At 46.0% G+C, this 25200-nt stretch carries 16 protein-coding genes; 15 read left to right on the forward strand and 1 reads right to left on the reverse strand.

The window, feature by feature from the left end; all coding sequences use genetic code 11:
• Positions 1-110: 110 nt before the first annotated feature.
• The 5 genes from mnmA (at position 111) to GWO68_RS00330 (ending at position 6784) form a co-directional block, all read left to right on the forward strand.
• Positions 111-1241, forward strand: coding sequence for a tRNA 2-thiouridine(34) synthase MnmA (gene mnmA, locus GWO68_RS00310; RefSeq protein ID WP_162344404.1), 1131 nt, complete (start codon positions 111-113; stop codon positions 1239-1241).
• The gene (locus tag GWO68_RS00315; protein WP_162344405.1) at positions 1238-1957 is read left to right on the forward strand and encodes a hypothetical protein; all 720 of its coding nucleotides are present in this window, start codon (positions 1238-1240) and stop codon (positions 1955-1957) included. The genes mnmA and GWO68_RS00315 overlap by 4 nt, the downstream gene beginning before the upstream one ends.
• A gap of 3 nt (positions 1958-1960) precedes the next feature.
• Complete coding sequence (locus tag GWO68_RS00320; RefSeq protein WP_162344406.1) at positions 1961-3610, forward strand: S8 family serine peptidase; 1650 nt, start codon at positions 1961-1963, stop codon at positions 3608-3610.
• A 72-nt stretch (positions 3611-3682) separates the two neighbouring features.
• The gene (gene rpe, locus GWO68_RS00325; protein ID WP_162344407.1) at positions 3683-4339 is read left to right on the forward strand and encodes a ribulose-phosphate 3-epimerase; all 657 of its coding nucleotides are present in this window, start codon (positions 3683-3685) and stop codon (positions 4337-4339) included.
• 12 nt (positions 4340-4351) lie between these two features.
• Positions 4352-6784, forward strand: a complete 2433-nt coding sequence (locus tag GWO68_RS00330) for a TonB-dependent receptor (protein WP_162344408.1) — start codon at positions 4352-4354, stop codon at positions 6782-6784.
• 787 nt (positions 6785-7571) lie between these two features.
• Here the strand turns inward: GWO68_RS00330 and GWO68_RS00335 are convergent.
• Complete coding sequence (locus GWO68_RS00335) at positions 7572-8441, reverse strand: DUF2911 domain-containing protein (RefSeq protein WP_162344409.1); 870 nt, start codon at positions 8439-8441, stop codon at positions 7572-7574.
• A gap of 556 nt (positions 8442-8997) precedes the next feature.
• On the opposite strand from GWO68_RS00335, the gene GWO68_RS00340 reads away from it, so the two are divergent.
• The 10 genes from GWO68_RS00340 (at position 8998) to GWO68_RS00385 (ending at position 25167) form a co-directional block, all read left to right on the forward strand.
• On the forward strand, positions 8998-15441 hold the full coding sequence (locus GWO68_RS00340) for an MBG domain-containing protein (protein ID WP_162344410.1): 6444 nt from the start codon (positions 8998-9000) through the stop codon (positions 15439-15441).
• 345 nt (positions 15442-15786) lie between these two features.
• Positions 15787-16638, forward strand: coding sequence for an ATP phosphoribosyltransferase (gene hisG / locus GWO68_RS00345; RefSeq protein ID WP_162344411.1), 852 nt, complete (start codon positions 15787-15789; stop codon positions 16636-16638).
• Entirely contained in the window at positions 16638-17918 is a 1281-nt protein-coding gene (gene hisD, locus GWO68_RS00350; protein ID WP_162344412.1) for a histidinol dehydrogenase, read from the forward strand. The genes hisG and hisD overlap by 1 nt, the downstream gene beginning before the upstream one ends.
• Entirely contained in the window at positions 17919-18968 is a 1050-nt protein-coding gene (gene hisC / locus GWO68_RS00355) for a histidinol-phosphate transaminase (RefSeq protein WP_162344413.1), read from the forward strand.
• Positions 18969-19055: 87 nt separating this feature from the next.
• On the forward strand, positions 19056-20150 hold the full coding sequence (hisB, locus tag GWO68_RS00360) for a bifunctional histidinol-phosphatase/imidazoleglycerol-phosphate dehydratase HisB (RefSeq protein ID WP_162344414.1): 1095 nt from the start codon (positions 19056-19058) through the stop codon (positions 20148-20150).
• A gap of 440 nt (positions 20151-20590) precedes the next feature.
• Entirely contained in the window at positions 20591-21997 is a 1407-nt protein-coding gene (locus GWO68_RS00365) for an anthranilate synthase component I family protein (protein ID WP_162344415.1), read from the forward strand.
• 1 nt (position 21998) lies between these two features.
• A complete protein-coding gene (locus GWO68_RS00370; RefSeq protein WP_162344416.1) occupies positions 21999-22562 on the forward strand; it encodes an anthranilate synthase component II in 564 nt (187 codons plus the stop codon).
• 111 nt (positions 22563-22673) lie between these two features.
• On the forward strand, positions 22674-23684 hold the full coding sequence (trpD, locus tag GWO68_RS00375) for an anthranilate phosphoribosyltransferase (RefSeq protein WP_162344417.1): 1011 nt from the start codon (positions 22674-22676) through the stop codon (positions 23682-23684).
• A gap of 44 nt (positions 23685-23728) precedes the next feature.
• Positions 23729-24544 (forward strand): indole-3-glycerol phosphate synthase TrpC, encoded by an 816-nt coding sequence (gene trpC / locus GWO68_RS00380; RefSeq protein WP_162344418.1) that lies wholly within the window; start codon positions 23729-23731, stop codon positions 24542-24544.
• Positions 24541-25167: a phosphoribosylanthranilate isomerase gene (locus tag GWO68_RS00385; RefSeq protein WP_162344419.1), complete on the forward strand. Its 627-nt coding sequence runs from the start codon at positions 24541-24543 to the stop codon at positions 25165-25167. Before trpC ends, GWO68_RS00385 begins: the two co-directional genes overlap by 4 nt.
• Positions 25168-25200 lie beyond the last annotated feature (33 nt).

Below are 25200 nucleotides of genomic sequence, written 5' to 3' on the forward strand. Positions count from 1 at the left end.
GCAGCCTTGCACAACTCTAATATTAGCTTTGCTGAAATCTTTATTACTGCCGGGTTGTTGCTATATTTGTATCAAATTTTAAAGACAAAGTATTTTAGTATCTTACATACATGAGTAAATTAGGAAGGGTTTTAGTTGCCATGAGTGGCGGTATCGATAGTTCTGTGGCGGCGGTTATGTTGCACGAGCAGGGCTACGAAGTGGTTGGTATGACCATGAAAACCTGGGATTATGCCTCTAGCGGCGGTAGCAAAAAAGAAACCGGCTGCTGCTCCCTCGACTCTATAAACGACGCCCGTAACATAGCAGTACAACTCGGTTTTCCGCATTATATTATTGATATTCGGGAAGAGTTCGGTGATTTTGTGATCAATCACTTTACCGACGAATACATGGCTGGCCGCACGCCAAACCCGTGTGTGCTTTGCAACACGCACATAAAATGGGATGCCTTGCTTCGCCGCGCCGACCAACTTGGCTGCGATTTTATAGCAACCGGACACTATGCCAACATTCGTGAAGAAAACGGCCGTTATGTGATCTCAAAAGGACTGGACGAGCATAAAGACCAGTCGTATGCCCTGTGGGGAATTTCACAGAAGAGCCTAGCGCGTACTATATTCCCGTTAGGTAATCTGCGTAAGTCCGAGATTCGCCAGATGGCGTTGGACCGTGGCTTTACCGAACTGGTGAATAAACCAGAGTCCTATGAAATATGCTTTATACCTGACAACGACTACCGCGGCTTCCTGAAGCGCCGCATCGAAGGTCTGGAAGAGCAGGTTGCCGGCGGTGAGTTTGTGCTGGAAGATGGTACTGTCGTTGGTACACACGAAGGATATCCGTTCTATACCATTGGTCAGCGTAAAGGACTTGGTGTGGCGTTGGGTTACCCGGTTTTTGTTACCAGAATAGAGAAAGAGCAAAACCGTGTGGTGTTAGGTAACTTTGAAGACCTGGCGAAGAATGCGATGACAGTTGGTAAACTGAACATGGTGAAGTATGATAACCTGATTGACAGACCCATACCAACTATAACCAAAGTGCGCTATAACGATGGTGGTACGGAAGCCATTATAGAGCAGGAAGGTGATAAAATGAAAGTACATTTCCTGCATGGTGTTAATGCAATTGCACCCGGACAGGCAGCCGTATTTTATGAAGGGAACGATGTAGTGGGCGGTGGCTGGATAGAAACAAACTATAACCTCGACTATACTTTAGACGTTCTGCCATCATGATCAAAAAAATGTTGTGCTGGTTTTTACTGGCTTTCGTCGTAGTTAGCTGCGACGAAAGCTATGTAACTCCAGATCCGGAAGCACGTGGTCTGAATTATTACCCGCTGCAGGTGGGCAATTACCGGGTTTACGATGTAACAGATATAGAGTACCAGAACAACGTACCTACCGAAAAGCATTTCCAGATGCGCGAGTGGGTAGCTGATTCATTTTTGGATCAGACAAATGCCCTTACTTACAAGATAATCCGTTCTGTAAGGCCTGACGCTCAAAGCGAATGGCTGGATGATTCGGTGATGACGGTGACCAAAGATGATAAAATGGTTATCCTAACCAAGGATAATACAAAGTACATAAAGCTTGTCTTTCCAGTCACTGAAGGCAGGACTTGGGAGGCTGATGCTTACAATGACCATTATGATTATCAAGGCGATCGTGAAAAACACGTTTACTCTAATGTTGGTAAGCCTTCAGTAGTTAATGATGTTGAATTTGATAAAACTGCCTCGATAACAATATTACCTCCAGTGGCTAAACCTGCTACAGATTTTTACGATCGTAAGGAAATTTATGCATATGGAGTGGGGAAAATATACAGATTGTTCCACCGCTTGTCATTTGAAAGTTGCGATCCAGTGGATTGCTCTGGCGATGATAACTATATTCTAGACGGCCATAAGCGTACTGAAATTCTGATCGATTACGGTAAACTATAAGCCATGAAAAGTCTCCTTCTGTTTGCTTTTTTACTGCTCACATGTAGCGGTCTACAGGCTCAACAGCAGGAGGAGTCTAAAAAATACCTGATCTACCTAACCGATAAGAATAACACACCTTTCAGCGTTCAGGAACCTGAGAAATTTCTCAGCTCAAAATCTATTGCCCGCAGGCAGCGACAACAAATCCCGATTACCTCAAGAGATCTTCCGGTAAACCCTGTCTACGTTCAAACTATAAAGAACAAGGGTGTTGAGGTGTGGTATAGTTCCAGGTGGTTTAATGCGGTTGTTATCAAAGCAAACACTACTCAGCTTTCCGAAATAATTGCATTGCCCTTTGTTAAAAACTCCCGAGCGTTAAACAGGGTAGTTGCACCCACTACACATGCACTCTCAAACGTAAAAACGGACTTTACAATTTCAAATGCCACCATAAACCCAGCTATAGATGCAAAGGATTATGGCAGGGCATTTCACCAGGCAAATATGCTGGGCGCTACAGTACTGCACGAAACCGGGCTACATGGTGAGGGAATGACGATAGCTGTGCTCGATGCCGGTTTTCCGGGGGTAAATACTATTCCGGCTTTCTCACATTTATTTCAGAACGGGCAACTGGCAGGCACTTACGATTTTGTAGACAAGGAGGCAGATGTTTTTGGGGCCAACCCGCATGGTACTTCAGTTATGTCAACAATGGCGGCGTATGCGCCCGGTTTTATGATTGGTACGGCTTTTAAAGCCAACTACTTATTGCTCCGCACCGAAAATGCACCTTCCGAACATAACATTGAAGAAGTAAACTGGCTGATCGCAGCCGAATATGCTGACAGCGCCGGGGCAGATGTGATCAATTCTTCGCTGGGTTATTCTGTTTTCGATGCGCCTTCGGTGAGCTATACCTACGAGCAGATGGACGGGAATACAACTATAGTTTCGAGGGCGGCTGATTTTGCTGCAGCAACCGGAATGCTGGTAGTAGTTAGTGCCGGCAACGAAGGGAATGGCAACTGGAAATATATAACAGCACCAGCTGATGCCGATTCGGTATTAACAGTTGGGGCAGTAGATTCTGTAGGAACTATAGCTTCGTTTAGCTCGAGAGGGCCAACGGCAGATGGCCAGATTAAACCGGATGTTGTGGCGCTGGGCGCCAGTGCCTATGTATTAAACTCTTCCGGTAACTTGGTAAAAAGTAATGGTACCTCGTTTTCAGGACCTATTATGGCAGGTTTTGCCACTATACTTTGGCAGGGCTACCAATCCAAAACAAACTACGAACTGATACAACTCATACGCCAGCTTGGCAGCAAAGCAAACAACCCGGATAACATAGTTGGTTATGGCTTACCGAACTATAGTCGCGTAGTAACGGCGTTGCCCGCCTCAAACAGCGACGAAGGAATAGCTATAGTTAACCCAGTAACCGGACCTGAGATGATGCTGCTGTTATCGGAAAAATGGCGTACCAAACCTGCAGAACTACAGCTCCTGGATGCGACCGGTAAGCTTATACTTCGGAAAACCTTGCAAACTAACCAGGAGCGACAAACTATAAATTTGCAACCGCTGGCACTTCAAAAAGGAATTTACCTGTGCCGCGTAATTTCTGGCAAGCAAGTGGCTACCGTTCGTTTTGTAAAACTATAGATCTATACTTTGCCTGAATGTGCCAGAGTATAAATTTAAAACCTATACTATAAAATTTATACCTTTGCCTGCATGAGACCACTAATAGCCCCTTCCGTACTTGCTTCTGATTTTGCCAACCTGCAATCTGAAGTAGAAATGCTGAATACCAGCCAAGCCGACTGGCTGCACATCGATATCATGGATGGCCGTTTTGTGCCGAATATCTCGTTTGGTTTTCCGGTGATGCAGGCCATTAAGAAGCATGCCCAGAAACCAATGGATGTGCACCTGATGATTGTGGAGCCAGAGCTTTATATTGAGCAGTTCCGGGCGGCGGGCGCCGATGTTATCTCGGTACATATAGAAGCGTGCAACCACCTGCATCGCACTATTCAACAGATCAAGGCTACTGGTGCAAAAGCGGGCGTTGCCGTAAATCCACATACTTCAGTTAGCCTGCTCGATGATATTATTGCTGACCTGGACCTGGTTTGCCTGATGTCGGTAAACCCAGGCTTTGGCGGACAGAAATTTATAGAGAACACCTATCGTAAAACAGAAGCTTTAAAGAACCTTATTTTACAGCGTAACTCCCAGGCGCTTATAGAAATTGACGGTGGCGTAAATCAGCAAAATGCCAGGGCACTTTTAGATAGCGGAGCAGATGTACTGGTTGCCGGTAGCTTTGTTTTCTCTGCCCAAGACCCAATCGCAACGATAGCAAATCTTAAAAACGTTTTAAAATAACGGTTCGCCCTGATGCTGAAATACCTGTCGGTATGCTGGATGTTGCTTTTGCCGCTGGGTGTTTTAGCACAACAGGGAAGTATAAAAGGCACCATTCGCACACCCGATAAGGCGCCGCTTGAGCTGGCAACAGTCGGTATAAAAGGCACAACTATTGGTGCTAAAAGTGACGCACAAGGTCAGTTTATACTTCAGGTGCCGGCAAATACACAACTAGAGGTAGTCGTTCGTTACCTTGGCTATAAAGAGCTGACCCAAAAGGTAAAAGTAGCAACCGGCCAAACTATAACTTTAGCATTTATACTTGAGCCAGACCCCAAGCAACTCTCCACCGTGCAGGTGCAGGGCAAACGTGACGGCGACACCCGTGAACAGGCCAGCACAACAACGCTGGACCCACGCCTTACTAAAAAACTGCCCTCAGCCTATGGCGATTTTAATAAGATACTAGTTACCTTACCGGGTGTAAGCAGCAATAACGAACTTTCAAGTACGTATTCGGTGCGGGGTGGTAATTATGACGAGAACCTGGTATATGTAAATGGCATCGAGATCTACCGGCCATTTTTGGTTAGCAATGCACAGCAAGAGGGACTCAGTTTTGTAAACCCGGACCTGGTTGGCAACATCGAATTTTCGTCGGGAGGCTGGCAACCCAAGTATGGCGACAAACTGTCGTCGGTGCTCAGCATAGCTTACAAAAGGCCAACCTCTTTTGGTGCAACTATAACCGGTAGTTTAACCGGCGGCGCACTGCACGTAGAAAATGCCTCCAAGAATAAAAAGATTTCCTATTTGTTGGGTGTGCGGCACAAAAACGGGCAATACCTGTTACAGGGTCTGCAAACCGATGGTGAGTACAAACCTAACTTCTCGGATGCGCAAGCCTATGTAAGTATAGATCTGGGGAAAGGGCCAACGCCTACCGGCAAAACAACATTGGGTATACTAACCAGTTATGCCAATAACGATTACCTGGTAATCCCGGAATCGAGGGTTACGACATTTGGTACGCGCCAGGTACCCTTACGGCTTTATGTAGGGTTTGATGGTCGTGAGAAGATGAACTATAGCACTTACCAGGCGGGCCTTAACCTGGCGCATCAGTTTTCCTCCAACTATAGTTCTGAGCTTATACTGTCAGGAGTGTCCTCACGCGAACGCGAGTTCCGGGATATTGAAGCGGGCTACCGTATTTGTGAGATGGATAATACCGGCAACTTTGAAGAATGCCAGATGGTACTGGGCATAGGCAGCGAGTTTAACCATGCCCGTAACGCCTTACTGGCCCGCGTTTTAACGGCCGAGAGCCGTAACACCTGGACGATAAACCAGGCAAATGAACTGCAATTTGGTATAAAAGCAGGGCAGGAGAAAATGGAAGATGAACTGGATGAGTATGGTTTCAGGGATTCTTCTGATTATGTATTGCAGACGTACGCCTTACAATCAGACTTAAACCTGAAAACGCTCCGCTACAACGCTTATGTACAGCACTCTATAGACCTTGATTCTTTAAAAACCCTGACGTATGGTGTACGCGCCAGCTACTGGGACCTGAATGGCGAATGGCTTTTGTCGCCGCGTGTACAGTATTCTTTTATTACCCGTCGCAATCCTGATCTTTCTTTTAAGGCAGCGCTGGGGGTATATTATCAGCCGCCATTTTACCGGGAGCTCCGCGATTTTGATGGCGTACTTAACCCAGACCTGAAAGCTCAACGGTCGGTACATGCTATACTTGGCAGCGATTACTTGTTTAAAGCCTGGGACCGTGACTTTAAGCTTACCTCTGAACTTTACTATAAACACCTGACCAACGTAGTGCCCTATGATATTGACAATGTTAGGCTGCGCTACTATGCTAAAAACAATGCAAAGGCGTATGCGGCTGGTATGGACGTGCGTGTTAACGGCGAATTTATAAAAGGAGCGGAGTCGTGGCTAAGTTTAGGTTTGATGAGGACTAGGGAAGATGTGCAGGGAGATTCTGTAAATGTATATGGGGCTAATGGGGACATTACCGGCCGGCAGGAGCAAGGCTACATTCGCAGGCCATCTGACCAGTTGGTAAACATCGGGGTCTTCTTCCAGGACCATTTGCCGGATAACCCAACGATAAGAATGTACCTGAACCTGGTTTATGGCAGTGGGTTGCCTTTTGGTCCGCCAAGGCAGCCTGAGTTCCGGAATGCGTTTTCAGGTAAATCTTATAAGCGGGTAGATATCGGTTTCTCTAAAGTGCTTATACTTGAAAGTGACCTGGTAGAAAAGAAAAAGCTTTCGCTGGAGAGTTTATGGATCGGGCTGGAGGTACTGAACTTAATAGATGCAAATAACAGGGTGTCTTATACCTACGTGAGCGATATGAACGGCATCACTTACGCTGTACCAAATTACCTGACTGGCCGCCGCCTGAACCTCCGCTTTGTAGCCAAGTTTTAAATCGTTCCTTTATAAGGGTATTCTTAACTGCTTGTCATTTCGAGGCAAGGAGAAATCTATTTCAGCTGATAGTTTTTAGGCCAAGCAGTGTGCGCAGCTTCTGCTAGCGTCTGGTTCTATAGTTTCCTTTTGTCATTCCGAGCGATGTCGAGGGATCTTATATGTCCTATTGTTTAAATAAGCATAACCAAGCATCCTTTCAAATTCCCTCCAATCCTGGGAGCTTTATACACCTATAGTTTCATCTTAGCTTTGGCTCCCTCACGGCCGGGAGGCCCCGTCTTCGGGCATCGCGCTGCTGCCTTCTTGCTATCCTCGTGCCTCGGATTGCCTGCGGCACCGCAACAAGTCAAAGGCGCTCAACCCAAAGACTGCGTTCTTTCTACTATTGACCTGTAGCTATAGTTTGAACCGCTAAGCCTAGAAATTGATCGTGGCTATAGTTTCGTAGGGACAGGTCGCGACCTGTCCGTGCTTTGCCAGAACTATAGAACTATCCTATCAACTATAGCAAAGGCCTAAAAGCTCCCTCCTTAAACTACCGAGAACGAGAGTTCGAAGGTAGCGAGCGTAGCTCTGAGGGGCAGGGGTGGTTGTAAAAACGGTAATTATAAAATAGGGACTAAACTATAAAAAAGGCAGATTAGACCTCAGAGCGCCTAATGCCTAAACCATACACAATCAGTAACAACACACAATTTGTAAGGCTTTAGCGCTCTTAAAAATTTTAACAAGTAAGTATATAACAAAACAGAGCTTCATTTCTGAGGCTCTGTTTTGTTAGCTTTTACATTTTTCGTTTTTTCCAGGAATTGTGGGCATTCTCAATGTCGCGGGCATAGGTCTGGTACGATTCAGGCTCGTTTTTGCCCAACTGAATTGCTTTAGCAGTAAGGTCTGCGGCCATTTCGTATTCCTTGTTAAGGGCGTATAGTTTGGCTTTCACCCAGTTATTGAAAAAGGTCTCCTTTATAGCAATCGATTTATTGATCAGTTCGAGGGCGCGTTGGTGTAGTTCTTTACGAGCCACCATGTAATCGGCACATTGTGCCCAGGTATACCAGTCGTCAGGAGCAGCTTTTTTCAGGGCATCTTCAATGTTGGCCAATGCTTTCTTCTCAATTTCGGTTTCGATGCGCACGGCAATCCTGGAGTTTTCCCAGGTCATGTTCAGGTAACCGGTGTTCGTACCGATATCAGAAAAGCTGAACTGCATGGTTTCAGTAAACGGTACCTTGGTTGGTTTTACGCGCAGGTATGCCACATCTTTCAGTTCATCGTAACCTTCCAAACCCCACAATGTCGTGTCGCGGTTCAAGACTATGTTCCAGACACTGTCGCTTTCCGGAAGTATAAAAAACGAGTAGGTACCGGCCGGCACCCGTTCGTGGTTCAGAAAAAGCTCATCAGTAAACGTGATCAGGGTTGCTTCATTGGCTCCGGCACGCCATAGTTTACCATAAGGCACAAGTCCGCCAAAAATTTTACGGCCTTTAACACCGGGTGCATGGTACCGGATGGCAATATCGGTTAGGCCAATAGTTTGCTTGATGTTAGCTTCGGGGCTAGGCTGAGGCAGTTTAACCTGTGCACTAGCCTGCAAATCGGCAAAAAGCAGTGTGAAAAGTAACAGTATAGGTAGCAGATACTTTTTCATATGATACTTATAAGCATGTATGGATTTCGGGATTTAGTTATCACCGAAAAAACCTTGCCATTTTTGTTATAAACTACAATTCCTGCAAAGGTAAAAACTATGTGGTAAAGTTCCTGCCTGCCGCAACAATCTGACAGAGTACCTTTTGCTATACCAATCGGGTTCATAAAAATTATTCACCTGCGGATATTTATATTTCACTTAGCTAAGAAACATTTACACATAATAATAAGTATGATGTGAACTAAATACAACTTTTTCTTATTTATTTTGTATATAACTTAAATAAGAATAAATAATCCTAAATAAATTCATGTTTTTACATGCTGTCTGACGATGCTTGAGCACATTGTGCTTTAGTGTTTGCTTTTATTTTGCTGATGCTTAATCAAGCAAAATCCAAATACACTGCGTGGCGCTAATTGGTAGCGAGTAAAATGGAGAAATTAACTTTTATACTTTAACCCTGGAATTTATGCATGTTAAAGCTTTACTAACACTCAGAGTATTGTTTTTGAGTTGGTACCGGTACTTGTTATTGTTGCCGGTTCTATTGATGTTTGCCTCCATTAGTGTGCAGGCCCAAAATGCTTACCTTGCTGCCGGTAAACCTGTTCCGACAGTAACCTCAGATAAAGATGATTATGCCCCCGGCGAAATAGCCATCATTACCGGATCTGGCTGGACATTGGACAGTTTAGTCGATATTCACCTGGAAGAAGATCCGGCACACGAGCATCACCACGGCTACCATGATACTAAAGTAAACCCGGATGGTACCTGGCGAATTGAATACCCGATAGAAGAACGGCATTTAGGTACTAAGTTTACAGTTATAGTTGATGGTAAGGAAACGGCTTATCAGGGCCTGGCTTATTTTACGGATGCAATAAATACTTCAATTACACTTTTAAGTCCAGCATCCGCTGTTCAAGGCTCTAACATTAATATAACTGCTACATTAAGGCAAACAAATGGTACCAATAGTGGTGAGATTATAAGTAACGTTCCTGTTGATTTTTATATCAATAATATAAAAATTGCTACTGTTAATACTAACTCATCTGGTACAGCTACTATAGTATATAATGTAATTCAAGCCGCTGGGAGTTACAATGGAAATAATGGAATAAAGGCAGATTTTACAGGTACAAAGGATTACAATAAAACCACTACTCAAAATTCATTTACAGTAACAGCTATAACTTGTTCTTCCCCTTTAGTAACTTCTCAACCTCAACCAAGTGAAGTTACCTACGGCGATTCTAACCCAACCTTTTCAGTTACAGCATCTGGTGATATAAACAGCTATCAGTGGCAAGTAAGTAGTGATAATGGCAGTAATTGGACACCGATAAATGGTGCAACATCTGCAACTTATACTGTGACTACCCCAACTTTTGCCATGAACGGGTATCAGTACAGAGCTGCGATAACCGGATGCAATACAACCATATACAGCAATGCCGCAACGTTAACCGTTAATCAGAGACAGCTAAGCATTTCCGTAAATCCAAAAACGAAAGTATACGGCGATCCATTACCTACTTTAGACGGAACAGTTACAGGCTTACTTTCAAGCGATAATATTTCGGTCAGCTATAGTTCTGCAGCAACTACAACCTCTATCGTAGGAGACTACCCGATAACTGCGACACTCATAGACCCAAATAGTAAGTTGGCAAACTATGAGGTAACAAATACGCCAGCATTGCTTACTGTTACACCAGCTACTGCTACTTTAACTTTAGCTGACTTAGCAAAAACTTACAACAGCTCACCACAGGGTGCAACGGTTACAACTAGTCCGGCAAACTTGGTTGGGGTAACGGTAACCTATGATGGTGAAGCAACTGTACCTACAGCTGCAGGTAGTTACCAGGTGGTAGCTTCACTTACAAATGCAAACTATAATGCCCAGTCTGTTAGTGGCACGTTGGTAATTGGTAAAGCAACAGCCACTGTAACGTTAGCCAACCTGGAGCATACCTATAACGGAGACGCAAAGTCCGCTACAGCTACTACTTCTGCAACTGGCTCAAGCACTTATACTATAACCTATGATGGGGCAGGAGATTTACCTATAAACTATAAGCAGGGCGGCTATGCTGTGGTGGCTACACTAGTGAACGATAACTATAGTGGCAGTGCAACTGGTACGTTGGTAATAAATAAAGCAGACCAGGTGATTAGCTGGGCAAGCCCTGCAGGTATAACCTATGGTACAGCTTTGTCAGCAACACAACTGAATGCATCTGTAACTATAGGCAATGGTGCGCTGACCTATACGCCGGCCGCTGGAACCGTACTTGGTGCCGGACCTCATACCTTAACTGTTTCAGCAGCTGAAACAAACAACTATAACCAGGCGCAGAAAACCGTTCAGCTGAACGTGGCAAAGGCAACGCCAACCGTAGCCTTAACAGTAGGCGGACCTTATACTTATGATGGTTCAGGAAAAGTAGTTAGCAGCGCAACAGTAAGCGGTGTAGCCGATGAAAACCTTGGCGCTGCGACTGTAACGTACACGTTAGGAAATGAGGATGTAGAATCTCCTGTAAATGCAGGAAGTTATAGTGTGCTGGCCACGTTTGCAGGTAACGACAACTATACAAACGCCCAAGCAACAGGAACGCTGGTAATCGCGAAAGCTGACTTAGCCATCAGCGCTGCTAATGCCACCAAAGTTTATGGCGATGCAAATCCGGCATTTTCAGGTTCGCTAGTTAGTGGTGGTGCCCAGGGCGAAAGCTTTACTGTAACCGCTTCTTCTGCCGCCACAGCTGGCTCACCAATAGGCGATTATAATATTGTGCCGGAAGTAACCGGTTCAACTATCCAGAACTATACTGTTACTGCTACTAACGGTACTCTTACTGTAACCCCAAGACCGATAACTATAGCTGCAAATACAGGCCAGACCAAGGTGTACGGCGATACAGACCCGACTGCCTTTACATACCAAATTTCGGAAGGTAGCCTGGTAGATGCAGCCCATTTGACGGGAGCTTTAACAAGAGCCATCGGAAATAATGTGGGCACTTACGCCATTACGCAGGGTACACTGGCAGCTACTAATAACTATACGCTTACTTACACTGCTGCTGATTTCACAATTACGCGCAGGGCGGTAGCTGTAACAGCTGATGCATTAAGCAAAATTTATGGTCAAACCGATCCGGAACTTACCTACACTGTAACAAGTGGTTCTGTAGTTTCCGGAGATAATTTTACAGGCAAGCTTGTTCGCGACGAAGGTGAGAATGTAGGCGACTATGCTGTTAACCTGGGTGATCTTAGCCTGGGAGATAACTATAGTTTGAGCCTTGTAACCGGTACTACATTTGGCATCACCCCTAAAGCAATTACTGTAACTCCGGTAGCCAGTCAAAGTAAAATTTACGGCAACAATGACCCTGTATTCTCTTACACAAATACAGATCTTGTTGGGTCCGATGCCTTTACGGGGGCGCTTGCAAGAGCAGCCGGCGAAAACGCAGGCACTTACGCTATTTTAAAAGGTACTCTGGCACTCAGCAACAACTATACGCTCACCTTTACACCAGGAGTTGTTTTCACCATTAACCCGAAACAGGTTACAGCCACCATATCAGCTTCTGATAAAGTGTATGATGGGAATACCGATGCTGAAGCTGTGGGCAATATACCTACCGGACTTGTTGGAGAGGATATAGTAGAAGTAACGGTTACTAATGCCCGGTTCTCGGACAAAAACGCTGGCACTGGTAAAACCGTAACGGCAGACGTTGCCATAAGTAATGGAAACTATAGTTTAAGCAACTCAACAGCCAGCACCACGGCAGCTATTACTGCCAAACCAATAACAGGTGCATTTGTCGCTGCCAGCAGAGTGTACGATGGAACTGAAAATGCTTCGGCTTCAAACCTAACCCTTGATGGCGTTATAACTGGAGATGATGTACAGTTAACCGGTGGTACAGCCACTTTTGCTAACAAACATGCAGGTGTCGGCAAAACGGTTTCCTTAGCAGGAGCAGCGCTGACCGGAGATGATAAAGACAACTATAGCCTGACAACTATAGCTAACGCACTAGCTGATATCACTCCAAAACTGGCTTCGGTTACGTCGGCAGCCAATACAAAAGTGTACGGCTCTTCAGACCCTATGCTAACCGGCTCGACAGCAGGGTTTATTGAAGGAGATGGCATTACGGCAGAGTATACCCGTGCAGCCGGCGAAACAGTTGGCAACTATAGCATCACCGCCACTTTGAGCCCTGAAGCTGCGCTATCGAACTATAGCATCACCTACAACCCGGCAAATTTTGAGATCACGAAAGCACTGTTAACTGTTAAAGCTGATGACAAGAGCAGAATATATGGCGATGCTAACCCGCAACTGACCATAAGCTACGATGGTTTTGTAAACAGCGAATCAGAAAGTGTGCTGACGCAGGCACCAGCCATTACAACTACTGCAACTATAACCAGCAGTGCAGGCAGCTATCCGATTTCAGTTTCTGGTGGCCAGGCAACTAACTATAGTTTTATTTACGAAGCCGGCGTACTCACTATAAACAAAGCAGACATTTCCGTAGTGGCCTCCGACAAGAGCAAAACATATGGCGATGAAAACCCAGCATTTACCGGTACCATTACAGGTGTCAAGAATGGGGATGCCATTACAGCAAACTATAGCAGCGCTGCTGTAGCTTCCAGTCCGGTAGGTACTTATGATATTGTTCCAGTGTTAGCTGGTGATGCTTTAAGTAACTATAATACACCTGTAATTACAAATGGTACGCTAACTATAAATAAAGCTAACCTGACTGCCATTGCCAATGCTAAATCCAGAATTTACGGCATAGCTAACCCTGTTTTGGATGGCGTACTGGATGGCGTTAAAACCCATGACAACATAACAGCTAATTACAGCACTACGGCAGATGAAAATTCTAATGTCGGTACGTATCCGATTACAGTTACGCTGAACGACCCGGATAATAAGCTTGGTAACTATACCGCAACCAAGACTGATGCTTTACTGACCATTTCACAAGCGCCTGCTTCTATAACATTAGCGGATCTTAGCAAGGTATATAACGGCAATACGCAAGCTGTAACTGTAACAACAGCACCAGCAGGTCTGGCTGTAACAGTTACTTACAACGGTGCGTCTGCATTGCCAAAAGCGGCAAATTCGTATGCGGTTGTAGCCACGCTAAATAACAGCAACTATACCGCTGAAAATGCTACCAGTACACTGTTTATCGCGCCAAAAGAACTAACAGCAACGTTAGCTAACCCGGGTAAGGTATATGACGGTAACGCAAATGCACCGGGCACTACTGCTACGTTAGATGGTGTAATTACCGGCGACGATGTAGCGACGGTGGTAACAAATGCGCTGTTTAACAATGTCAATGCAGGCGACAGAACAGTAAGCGCTGATGTTTCGCTGGCTGGTACTGACAAAGACAACTATAGTTTAGGAAACTTGAGCATTGCAAACGCAACGATATCTCCGAAAGAGGTTACTGCCCAGATTACAGCAGTTAACAAAGTTTATGACGGTACTGACGTAGCTTCTGCCACAGGTAGTGTTCCGGTAGCAACTATAGTTTCCGGCGATGTGGTTGCAGTAACAGTAAGCAACGCTAAGTTTAGTGACAGGCATGTTGGTGTGAGCAAGGCAGTAAACGCTAATGTAGCTATCAGCAATCCGAACTATAAACTGAGTTCTTTATTTGCTACAACAACCGCTGACATTACGCCGGCGCCGCTTACTATAACTGCACCAAGCATGAGCAAGTACTGCGGACAAGTCGACCCATTGACTAATTATAGTAGCAATGTTTCCGGAGCTGTTAATAATGAGGTTATTACAACAACCTATAGTATCAATGGCACAAGTGTAATTCCGGCCAGCATTGACGATAAACTCAGCAACTATACTACAACATTGGTAAATGGTAAGCTTACTATAAATGATGTCGCACTAGACGCAAGTAGTGCCAGCAACCCAAGAAGTATCCTGGAGGATGTTACCATAATTGTTTCGGTTAAAAATGGAGCATCCAATATAGCAGGAGTAGCTGTTAAACTTCTCATTGATGGTGAAGAAAAATACACGGCTACAAGCGATGCATCAGGTAACGCAACTTTTAAACTTGGTAAACTTCCAGTTAACGTGTATGCAATTACTGCATCAGCAGGTGGTTGCTCCGTATCTCCAGTAGTTTACCTCCCAGTTTATGATCCTGATGGCGGATTTGTAACCGGCGGTGGCTGGATAAATTCGCCGGCAGGAGCGCTGGAAAATTCTGACGTAACTGGTAAAGCTAACTTCGGTTTTGTGGCTAAATACAAAAAAGGCAAAAACGAAGTAGAAGGCAACACCGAGTTCCAGTTCCAGGCAGGTAACATCAACTTTAAGAGCGCAGCACATAACGCAGGTTCACTGGTAATATCTGGTGCTAAGGCAACTTATAAAGGCACTGGTACAATTGCAGGTAGAACAGGAACTTACGATTTTATGGTTGTTGCGACAGACGGACAGGTAAATGGTAGCGGCGGTTACGACAAATTCCGCATTAAGATATGGAACGGCGGTAATGTGGTATATGATAACGCAAGAGGTACCCTCGAAAATGCAGAGCTTGGCAATAATACCATTCTCGGCGGAGGCTCCATCGTGATCCACGAAGTGAAAACAGCCACCAAAGGCTCTAAACTTGAGGTAGCTGAAAAACCGCAAACAGCACAGTTCTACAACTACCCGAACACGTTCACTGACAGAACAACTATAGCGTTTAGTTTAGAAAAATCGGAAAGCTACCTGCTGGAAGTGTATGACATGCGCGGTGTTCTGATCAAGAAAGTGAACATGGGCGTGGCCGAGGCCGGTAAGTTATATGAGTTCGGGTTTGATGGCAGCGCTTTATCTAAGGGTATGTACATTGCCCGTTTGCTTACACCTTCCGGAGCCAAGTCTGTGAAGATGATCCTGAATAAATAACCCGGGCAAAGAGCCTGTAACAACTATAAAGTGCCGGTCTCCTGCAAAAGGGCCGGCACTTTATTTTTTATCAGCCTTATCAAACTTTTCCGGCATTTTATAGTTTACTAAAAAATCCTGCTTTACTTTTGCAGCCATACAATGCGCAACGCCACGTTACATAGCATCCTTTCTACTCCGGCAACTTCTGTTGCCTGTGGTACTGCTGCGCACGTACATCATTTCCATCATTCCTCGTAAGAGGAATCCAATTAACATATAGCCCCCGTTGGGTGTATACCCATTTTATACGTTGCAGGAAGCAGGGTATAGATCGCCTTTATTTTCATTTTCAGAACAAATTTTATGCTTCGTATAGCCATACAAAAGTCAGGCAGGCTCAGTGATGATTCGCTTAAACTGATCCGTGAGTGCGGTATCTCGTTCATCAGCAGCAGCCTGAAACTAAAAACAGAATCCACTAATTTTCCGCTGGAGATTCTTTTTCTTCGCGACGATGATATTCCCGGTTATGTAGCCGACGGCGTGGCCGATATTGGTATAGTTGGCCAGAATGTGCTGGTGGAAGAAGGCATGCAACACCTGACCGTAGAAGAGCTTGGTTTCTCGAAATGCCGCTTGTCGCTGGCCGTGCCCAAAGGCGACAACTATAGCTCTATCGAAGACCTGAACGGGAAGAACATTGCCACATCATACCCTAATTTACTGCAGTCTTACCTTTCAGAACGTGGCGTGCAAGCCAATATTCATACGATAAGCGGGTCGGTGGAGATCGCTCCAAGCATTGGCCTGGCTGATGCGATTTGTGATATAGTTAGTTCGGGCAGTACTCTTATCAGCAATGGTCTGAAGGAAGTGGAACGTGTGTTTAAGTCGCAGGCAGTGCTAATTGCAAACAAAGACCTTAATGCTGAGAAACAGGAAATACTGGAGAAACTTTTATTCCGGATACAATCCGTTCAGCGTGCCCAGCGTGCCAAGTATATCTTATTAAATGCCCCGAACGATAAAGTGGCTGAGATATCTAAGTTACTACCGGGTGTGAAGTCGCCGACGGTTCTGCCGTTGCTGGAAGAAGGCTGGAGCTCATTGCACTCTGTTGTAAACGAAGACGATTTCTGGGACAAAATTGAAAAGCTGAAAGCGGCTGGTGCGCAGGGTATCCTGGTTGTTCCGATTGAGAAAATGATCATCTGATGAAGAAGCTACTATACCCGGAAACTATAGTTTGGCCCGAGTTGGCAAAGCGACCAGTAAAAGACCTGCAGGAACTGGAGCCAACTATACGCGGCATCTTTAAGCTGGTGCAGGAGCAGGGGGACGAAGCCTTGTACCAACTGGCAGAAAAGTATGATGGCAAACGCCCGGATGCTTTACTGGCAACACCCGAAGAACTGGCCACCGCTGAATACGAGATCAGCGCCGAACTGAAAGAAGCGATTTTACAGGCGTACAGTAACATTCAGCTGTTCCATTTGCAGCAGGCCGAGCAGATGCCTATAGTTGAAACGATGCCGGGCGTAAACTGCTGGCGTAAAAGTGTGGCTATCGAGAAGGTAGGGCTTTACATTCCGGGTGGTACAGCGCCGCTTTTTTCTACGCTGTTGATGCTGGGGATTCCGGCAAAACTGGCTGGCTGTAAACAAATTGTGCTTTGCACGCCACCGTCTAAAGAAGGTGCTATACACCCGGCCATCCGCTATACGGCATCGTTGTTAGGCATCGAAACTATAGTGAAAGCAGGTGGCGCACAAGCCGTAGCTGCCATGGCATTTGGTACCGAAAGTGTGCCTGCTGTAAGTAAGATCTTCGGACCGGGCAACCAGTACGTAACCATGGCCAAGCAACTGGTGACGCAACTGGGCGTGGCTATCGATATGCCGGCTGGCCCGTCGGAAGTGCTGGTGATGGCCGATGAAACAGCTGATCCTGCTTTTGTAGCTGCCGACCTGCTTTCTCAGGCCGAGCACGGACCCGATTCGCAGGTGGTGTTGCTGAGCACATCCGAAACTATAATTGACCAGGTGATCTCAGAAATTGAGAAGCAACTACAGGAACTGCCACGCGAAGCCGTAGCCGCGCAGGCGCTGGAAAACAGCATGGCTATAGTTATGAAAAGTGCCAGGCAAATGCTCGATTTCTCTAATTTATATGCCCCGGAGCACCTGATTTTGGCCATAAAAGATTTGCAAACTATAGCTGATGGCGTGGTAAATGCTGGCTCTGTTTTCCTGGGCAACTATACGCCCGAAGCCGCCGGCGATTATGCATCCGGAACCAACCACACCTTGCCGACAAATGGTTATGCACGTGCTTATAGCGGCGTTTCTTTGGATAGTTTTGTCCGGAAGATCACGTTCCAGTACATAACGCCGGAAGGTCTGCAGAACATAGGCAGAACCATAGAATTAATGGCCGATGCTGAAGGTTTGCAGGCACACAAAAATGCAGTAAGTATCCGATTAAAGAAACTATAAATGTTTGACTTACAAAGTATAGTTAGGCCGAATGTATGGCGTATGAAGCCCTACGCATCGGCCCGTGACGAGTTTAAAGGCACGGCCAGCGTGTACCTGGATGCCAACGAAAATAACCTGGGCAGCCTGGCCGGCAACAACTATAACCGCTACCCTGATCCGCACCAGAAAGCCCTGAAAAGTAAGATAGCCACTATAAAAGGAGTGAAGCCGTCGCAGATATTCCTGGGCAATGGCTCTGACGAAGCGATTGATCTGTTGTTCCGGATGGTTTGCCGTCCGGGGCAGGACCGCGCGCTTTTTTTACCGCCAACCTACGGCATGTACGAAGTATCTGCCAACCTGAACGATGTGCAGCTGGATACGGTACAACTGACTGCTGATTTCCAGATTCCGGTGGCCGAAGTGCTGCGAAACGTGAAGCCCGAAACAAAGCTGATCTTTATCTGCTCGCCCAACAACCCGACCGGCAATAATATCAACCCCGAAGACATTGAAGCAATTCTCGACAACTTTGACGGACTGGTTATAGTTGACGAAGCGTACATTGATTTTTCGGATGAGCCAAGCTGGACTACGCGCCTGCAGGATTTCCCTAATTTGGTGGTGCTGCAGACTTTCTCCAAAGCATGGGGCATGGCCGGTTTGCGTTTGGGTATGGCCTTCGCGTCAGAAGAGATCATTGCGCTGCTCGACAAAATCAAACCGCCGTACAATATAAACGAAGCTACTCAGGAACTAGCCCTAAAAGCCCTTGATCAGGATGAACAGTTGAAGTACATGATCGAAGAGATCATTCAGGAACGGCAGCTATTGGAAGCGGCTTTGCCAACCCTGGCTATAGTTGAGAAAGTGTACCCGACAGATGCCAACTTTATATTGGTGAAGGTGAAGGATGCAAACGCGCTGTATAGTTACCTGCTGGATAAAGGGATTGTAACGCGTAACCGTTCGAGCGTGCCCGGCTGCGAAAATTGCCTGCGCATATCAGTTGGCACCACAGACGAGAACCAGAAACTATACCAGGCCATGGCTGAATTTAAAGTTTAGACAAAGGATTAATTGACAAAGGACAAAAGACCACTTTATGTATCTCTTTTGTCACACAGTCCTTTGTCAAATAGTCAAAGAAAGAAAATGAAAAAAGCATTATTTATAGATCGTGATGGTACCATTCTGGTGGAGCCGAAGACCGATTACCAGGTTGATTCTTTTGAGAAGTTTGAGTTCATACCGAAAGTGATCCGCAACCTGCACAAGATTTTTAATGAACTGGATTACGAGTTTGTGATGGTTACGAACCAGGACGGTCTGGGCACTGATTCTTACCCGGAGCACACTTTCTGGCCATATCAGAACAAAATGCTGGATATTCTGAAAAGCGAAGGCATTGAGTTCTCGGATATCCTGATCGACCGCAGCTTTGAACACGAAGGCCTGGAAACGCGCAAGCCCGGCATTGGCATGCTGAAAAAGTACCTGGAAGAAGACTACGACCTTGCCAACAGCTACGTTATCGGTGACCGCCTTACGGATGTGCAACTGGCCAAGAATCTGGGTGCTAAAGCCATATTGTTAGCCGATTTCCAGAGCGATGAAGCTGCACTGAGCACCAACGACTGGGACGAGATCTATCGTTTCCTGAAGCTGCCGCCGCGCAAAGCAACTATACGCCGGCAGACGTCCGAAACCGACATCCTGATAGACCTGAACCTGGACGGCACCGGGAAATCCGACATCAAAACTGGTCTTGGCTTTTTTGACCATATGCTGGAGCAGCTGGCCCGCCACGGCAACGTAGACCTGACTATAGCTGTAAAAGGCGACCTGCATATTGACGAGCACCATACCATTGAAGACACCGGACTTGCTTTGGGCGAAGCATTTTTGAATGCTTTAGGTGATAAAAAAGGCATTACGCGTTATGGCTTTTTGCTGCCGATGGACGATGTACTGGCGCAGGTGGCCATTGATTTTGGCGGCCGCCCATGGATAGTCTGGGAAGCTGATTTTAAGCGTGAGAAAGTAGGGGATATGCCGACTGAGATGTTCTTTCATTTCTTTAAATCGTTCTCCGATACATCAAAATCGAACCTAAACATTAAAGCCGAAGGGCAGAATGAGCACCACAAAATAGAAGCGATTTTTAAAGCCTTTGCCAAAGCGATAAGGATGGCCGTGCACCGCAACCCTAACGACAATACCTTGCCTACTACAAAAGGAGTTTTGTAGTTCGTTGATTATTAGTAATATATATTGTTATTTATATTTGACATTTTGCCATTGTTGGTGTTTTCACCAACAATCCAACTATCCGCTATTTATGCTTGCTGGTGAAAACACGCAGCAAGGGCTTGTGTTTTAGATGTTTAAGACTTTGTCAACCACTAGTATATGAGCTATAGTTTAAAAATAAAACTCAACTATAGTTTGCTTTTGCAAAATCAGGGCTTACATTTGTGACATCGCTAACTATAAAAGCGAACTATAATCAAGACATGAATCAGAATCTTCATCTTACTGCATGGTGGTGGCACGTTACAAAAAGTATCGTGAACAGCCTTGCTATGTATAAGATGAGATAAATGATATAGCATACAACCAAAGGTATTAAAAGCCTGCTGTTCACTGGACAGCAGGCTTTTTTGTTTTCTACGCATTCTAAACCAGATATGAACTATAAGATTACCACCAACTATAAGCGCCTACTGGCTGATACGCTGACCCCGGTGAGCGTGTACCTGAAGCTGCGCGACCGATTCCCGAACAGTATTCTGCTGGAGAGCTCAGATTACCACGGAGCCGAAAACAGTTTCTCCTACATCTGCTGCAGCCCGTTGGCAACAATAAAAGCAGAAAACGAGGTGCTGACAGAAGCTTTTCCAGACGGAACTATAAAGCAGACACCGATCACGAAAGATGTAAATGTGCCAGCTCAACTGGCGGCTTTTGCACAGTGCTTTGAGGTAGAATCGAATGCGTTTAACTTCATCAATAACGGGCTGTTCGGGTACATGAACTATGATGCGGTGCGCTATTACGAAGACATTGAACTGACCCAGCGCCCGGATCGCCAGCAACTGCCTGACCTGTTTTATGCGCTTTACCGCTACATCATCGCTATCAACCACTTCACCAACGAAGCCTACATTTTCTCGCACAACTATAACCAGGACGACGACAACGGCATTGCCCAACTCGAAGCCTTACTCAACAGCCGCAACATTCCGAGCTATAGTTTCAAGACTTCCGGAGATGAGGCTTATAATATCAGCAGTGAAGGATTCCTTAAAAATATTCAGAAGGCGAAGGAGCATTGCTTCCGGGGTGATGTTTTTCAACTGGTACTTTCCCGCCGGTTTGAGCAGGCTTTTCAGGGAGATGAGTTTAATGTGTACCGCGCCCTTCGCTCCATCAATCCATCGCCGTACCTGTTTTACTTCGACTATGGCAGCTTCAAGATCTTCGGTTCGTCGCCGGAAGCGCAGTTGGTAATCAAAAACGGCAAAGCCAGCATTTTCCCGATTGCGGGCACATTCAGAAGAACCGGTGACGATGCTGCCGACGCAGCGCTGGCAGAAAAACTGCTGGCCGACCCGAAGGAAAATGCGGAGCACGTGATGCTGGTGGACCTGGCCCGAAATGATTTGAGTCGTAATGGACATAGTGTTGAAGTAGAAACCTTCCGTGAGATCCAATATTACTCGCATGTCATTCACCTGGTCTCAAAAGTGTCGGGGCAACTGCACAGCCAGCAGGATTCGCTGCAGATGGTGGCCAGCACTTTTCCGGCCGGTACACTTTCCGGTGCACCTAAACACAAGGCCATGCAACTGATCGACAAATATGAAACCACAAACCGCGCCTTTTACGGTGGCTGCATCGGTTTCCTGGATTTTAACGGCAACTTCAACAGTGCCATCATGATCCGTTCTTTCCTGAGCAAAGACTACAAACTATACTACCAGGCCGGTGCCGGTATTGTGGCTGCTTCGGATCCGCAAAGTGAACTGCAGGAGGTAGACAATAAACTAATGGCTTTACGCAAAGCTTTAACCTTAGCTCAGGAGATCAATTAAGATGGACATTCTGGTAATCGATAACTACGACTCTTTCACTTACAACCTGGTGCACCTACTGCAGGAACTGGGTGCGCGAGTTACCGTGCGTCGCAACGACAAAACGACCCTAGAAGAAGTTGGCAACTATAGCAAGATCATGCTTTCTCCGGGACCTGGTATTCCAGATGAGGCCGGTATGCTGAAAGAGATCATCCGCACTTTTGGCCCGTCCAAAAGCCTGTTTGGCGTTTGCCTCGGACATCAGGCGATAGGTGAAGTGTATGGCGGTAAGTTGTTTAACAGCAATGCGGTATGGCATGGTGTGGCAATGCCCACAACTATAGTTGGTGAGGATGAATTACTCTTTAAAGGCCTGCCTGCAACATTCAAAACTGGTCGGTATCATTCGTGGCTTGTTGAGCAGGAGTTACCGGAATGCCTGGAGTCAACTGCTATAGATGAAGCCGGAAACATCATGGCGCTGCGTCACAAAACGTATGATGTACGCGGCGTGCAATTCCACCCGGAGTCGGTGCTGACGGAATTTGGAAGGGAGATAATTAAGAACTGGCTTGACAGTTAAAAAGTTAGAGAGTTTGGAAGTTAGAAAGTTTATTGAACTGCTCACTAAATAGGTTCTAAAATTCCCCCTCCTGTTTTTAGGAGGGGGTTAGGGGGAGGTAAAAAAACAACAATGAAAGAAATACTGAATCACTTATTCGAACATAAAACACTTACTAAAGAGCAGGCGCGGGAGGTACTGGTTAATATTACTGGCGGTAAGTACAACCAGAGCCAGATCTCGAGCTTCCTGACGGTGTACATGATGCGAAGCATTACAGTGGAGGAACTGGAAGGATTCCGGAATGCGCTGCTCGACCAGTGCCAGCGTGTAGACCTGGACGCTTACAACCCGATTGACCTGTGCGGCACGGGCGGCGACGGAAAAGATACGTTCAACATTTCCACGCTGTCGTCTTTTGTGGTAGCAGCTAATGGAATTCCGGTTGCCAAGCATGGTAACTATGGCGTGTCATCGTCGTGCGGCTCTTCTAACGTGCTGGAGGCGTTGGGCATTAAATTTACTACAGATACCGATGCACTGGAACGCTCTATTGCCAACTATAACATCTGCTTCCTGCACGCACCGCTCTTCCATCCGGCCATGAAAAGTGTAGGCACTATCAGAAAAGACCTGGCGGTGAAGACGTTCTTTAACATGCTGGGCCCGATGGTAAATCCGGCTTTCCCGAAACTACAGATGGTAGGGGTTTATAGTCTGGAGCTGGCCCGCATGTACAGTTACCTCTATCAGCAGCAACCCGAAGTAAACTATAGCATCATCCATACCCTGGATGGCTACGACGAAATTTCCTTGACCAGTCCGTTTAAGGTGATCTCTGACAACCAGGAAGCTCTGTTAGATGCTGAAGCACTCGGCTTGCCTCGCCTTCAGCACGAGCAGATTAAAGGTGGAGGTACAATTGACAGTGCTGCAAAGATATTCTTAGATGTTTTAAAAGGGCAGGGAACCGCCGCGCAGACTGCCGTAGTTGCTGCCAATGCCGGCATGGCTATCCAGTGTGCAAGGCCAGAAATTAGCATACCGGATGCTGTTGCTGTTGCTAAAGAAACACTTGAATCAGGTAAGGCTTATAGTTTATTCAACAACCTGATACAGGATCAAAAATTAGCAGTAGCCTGAGCATCTTCAAATCTCCAAATTTCCAAATCTTCAAATCTAATAACATGAACATACTCGACGAAATTATCGCCCATAAATACAAGGAAGTAGCCGAACGCAGAGAACTTTACCCGGTAAAGTTGCTGGAGAAAAGCCTGTATTTTGATACGCCATGCCTCTCGCTGGAGCGTTACCTGTTGCGCCCGGACAAAAGCGGAATTATTGCCGAGATCAAGCGCAGATCACCTTCCAAAGGCGACATTAATCCATATGTTTCTGTAGAGCGGACCTCTATTGGTTATATGCAGGCCGGGGCATCCGCGTTGTCTATCCTTACCGATTTAAACTACTTTGGCGGGAAGAACGAAGACCTAGTAACTGCGCGTAAATTCAATTTCTGTCCGATCCTGCGTAAGGATTTTACTGTGGATGAATACCAGATCGTGGAAGCAAAATCGATTGGTGCCGATGCCATTTTGCTGATAGCGGCTGCCCTGGAACCAGCTCGCCTGAAAGCGCTTGCGTCGTTTGCACGCTCGCTTGGTCTGGAGGTTTTGCTGGAGGTGCACAACAAGCAGGAGCTCGACGAAACGCTGAACGAATTTGTAACTATAGTTGGCGTGAACAACCGCAACCTGAAAACCTTTAAAACGGACGTAAACTTATCTTTTGAACTGGCAAACTACATTCCGGCTGGCATTACCAAAATATCGGAGAGCGGCCTGAGTAAGGTAGAAACATTGGTTGAGTTGCAGCAGGCAGGCTATAATGGCTTCCTGATCGGGGAGACCTTTATGAACGATAGCCGTCCTAAACGGGCAGCAGCCGCTTTCATAAAAGAGTTACGACAGGTACAGGAACTAAAACAACAGGTACTATGAAAGTAAAAGTTTGCGGCATGCGCGATCCGGAGAACTTAAAGCAGATCGCAGCCCTTCAGCCCGATTACCTGGGCTTTATTTTCTATAAAGGTTCGAAGCGCTATTGCCAGGAAACTATAACGCCGGAGCAATTGGCAGAGTTGCCGACAACTATAAAAAAGGTAGGTGTTTTTGTGGATGAAACTACGGAAACTATAGTTGAAATAGCCCGGAACTATAAGCTGGATGTGATACAACTGCACGGCCACGAGTCGCCACGGCAATGCCAGGAGATTAAGGATGCAGGGTTTGAAGTGATCAAAGTTTTTTCGGTGGATGACCGCTTTGTGTTTGAGAACACGCTGCTCTACGAAAGAAGCTGTGATTATTTCCTTTTCGATACCAAAGGAGAGGCACACGGCGGTAACGGCATTCCGTTCGATTGGGAACTCATGAGAAATTACCTCTCACCGAAACCTTACTTCCTGAGTGGTGGCCTGAACCTGGAAAACATCAAGCACCTGGATAAGGTAAGGCCAAAGCCCTTTGCCATTGACGTGAACAGCGGATTTGAAATAGAACCCGGGCTGAAGGATGTAGGGAAAGTGAAGCTCCTTATGGAGAAGTTAAGAGTTCAAAGTTAAAAGTTTAAAGTGCTAATTATAAGTGTAATAAGT

The sequence above is a fragment of the Pontibacter fetidus genome, from assembly GCF_010119545.1.
Taxonomy (GTDB): domain Bacteria; phylum Bacteroidota; class Bacteroidia; order Cytophagales; family Hymenobacteraceae; genus Pontibacter; species Pontibacter fetidus.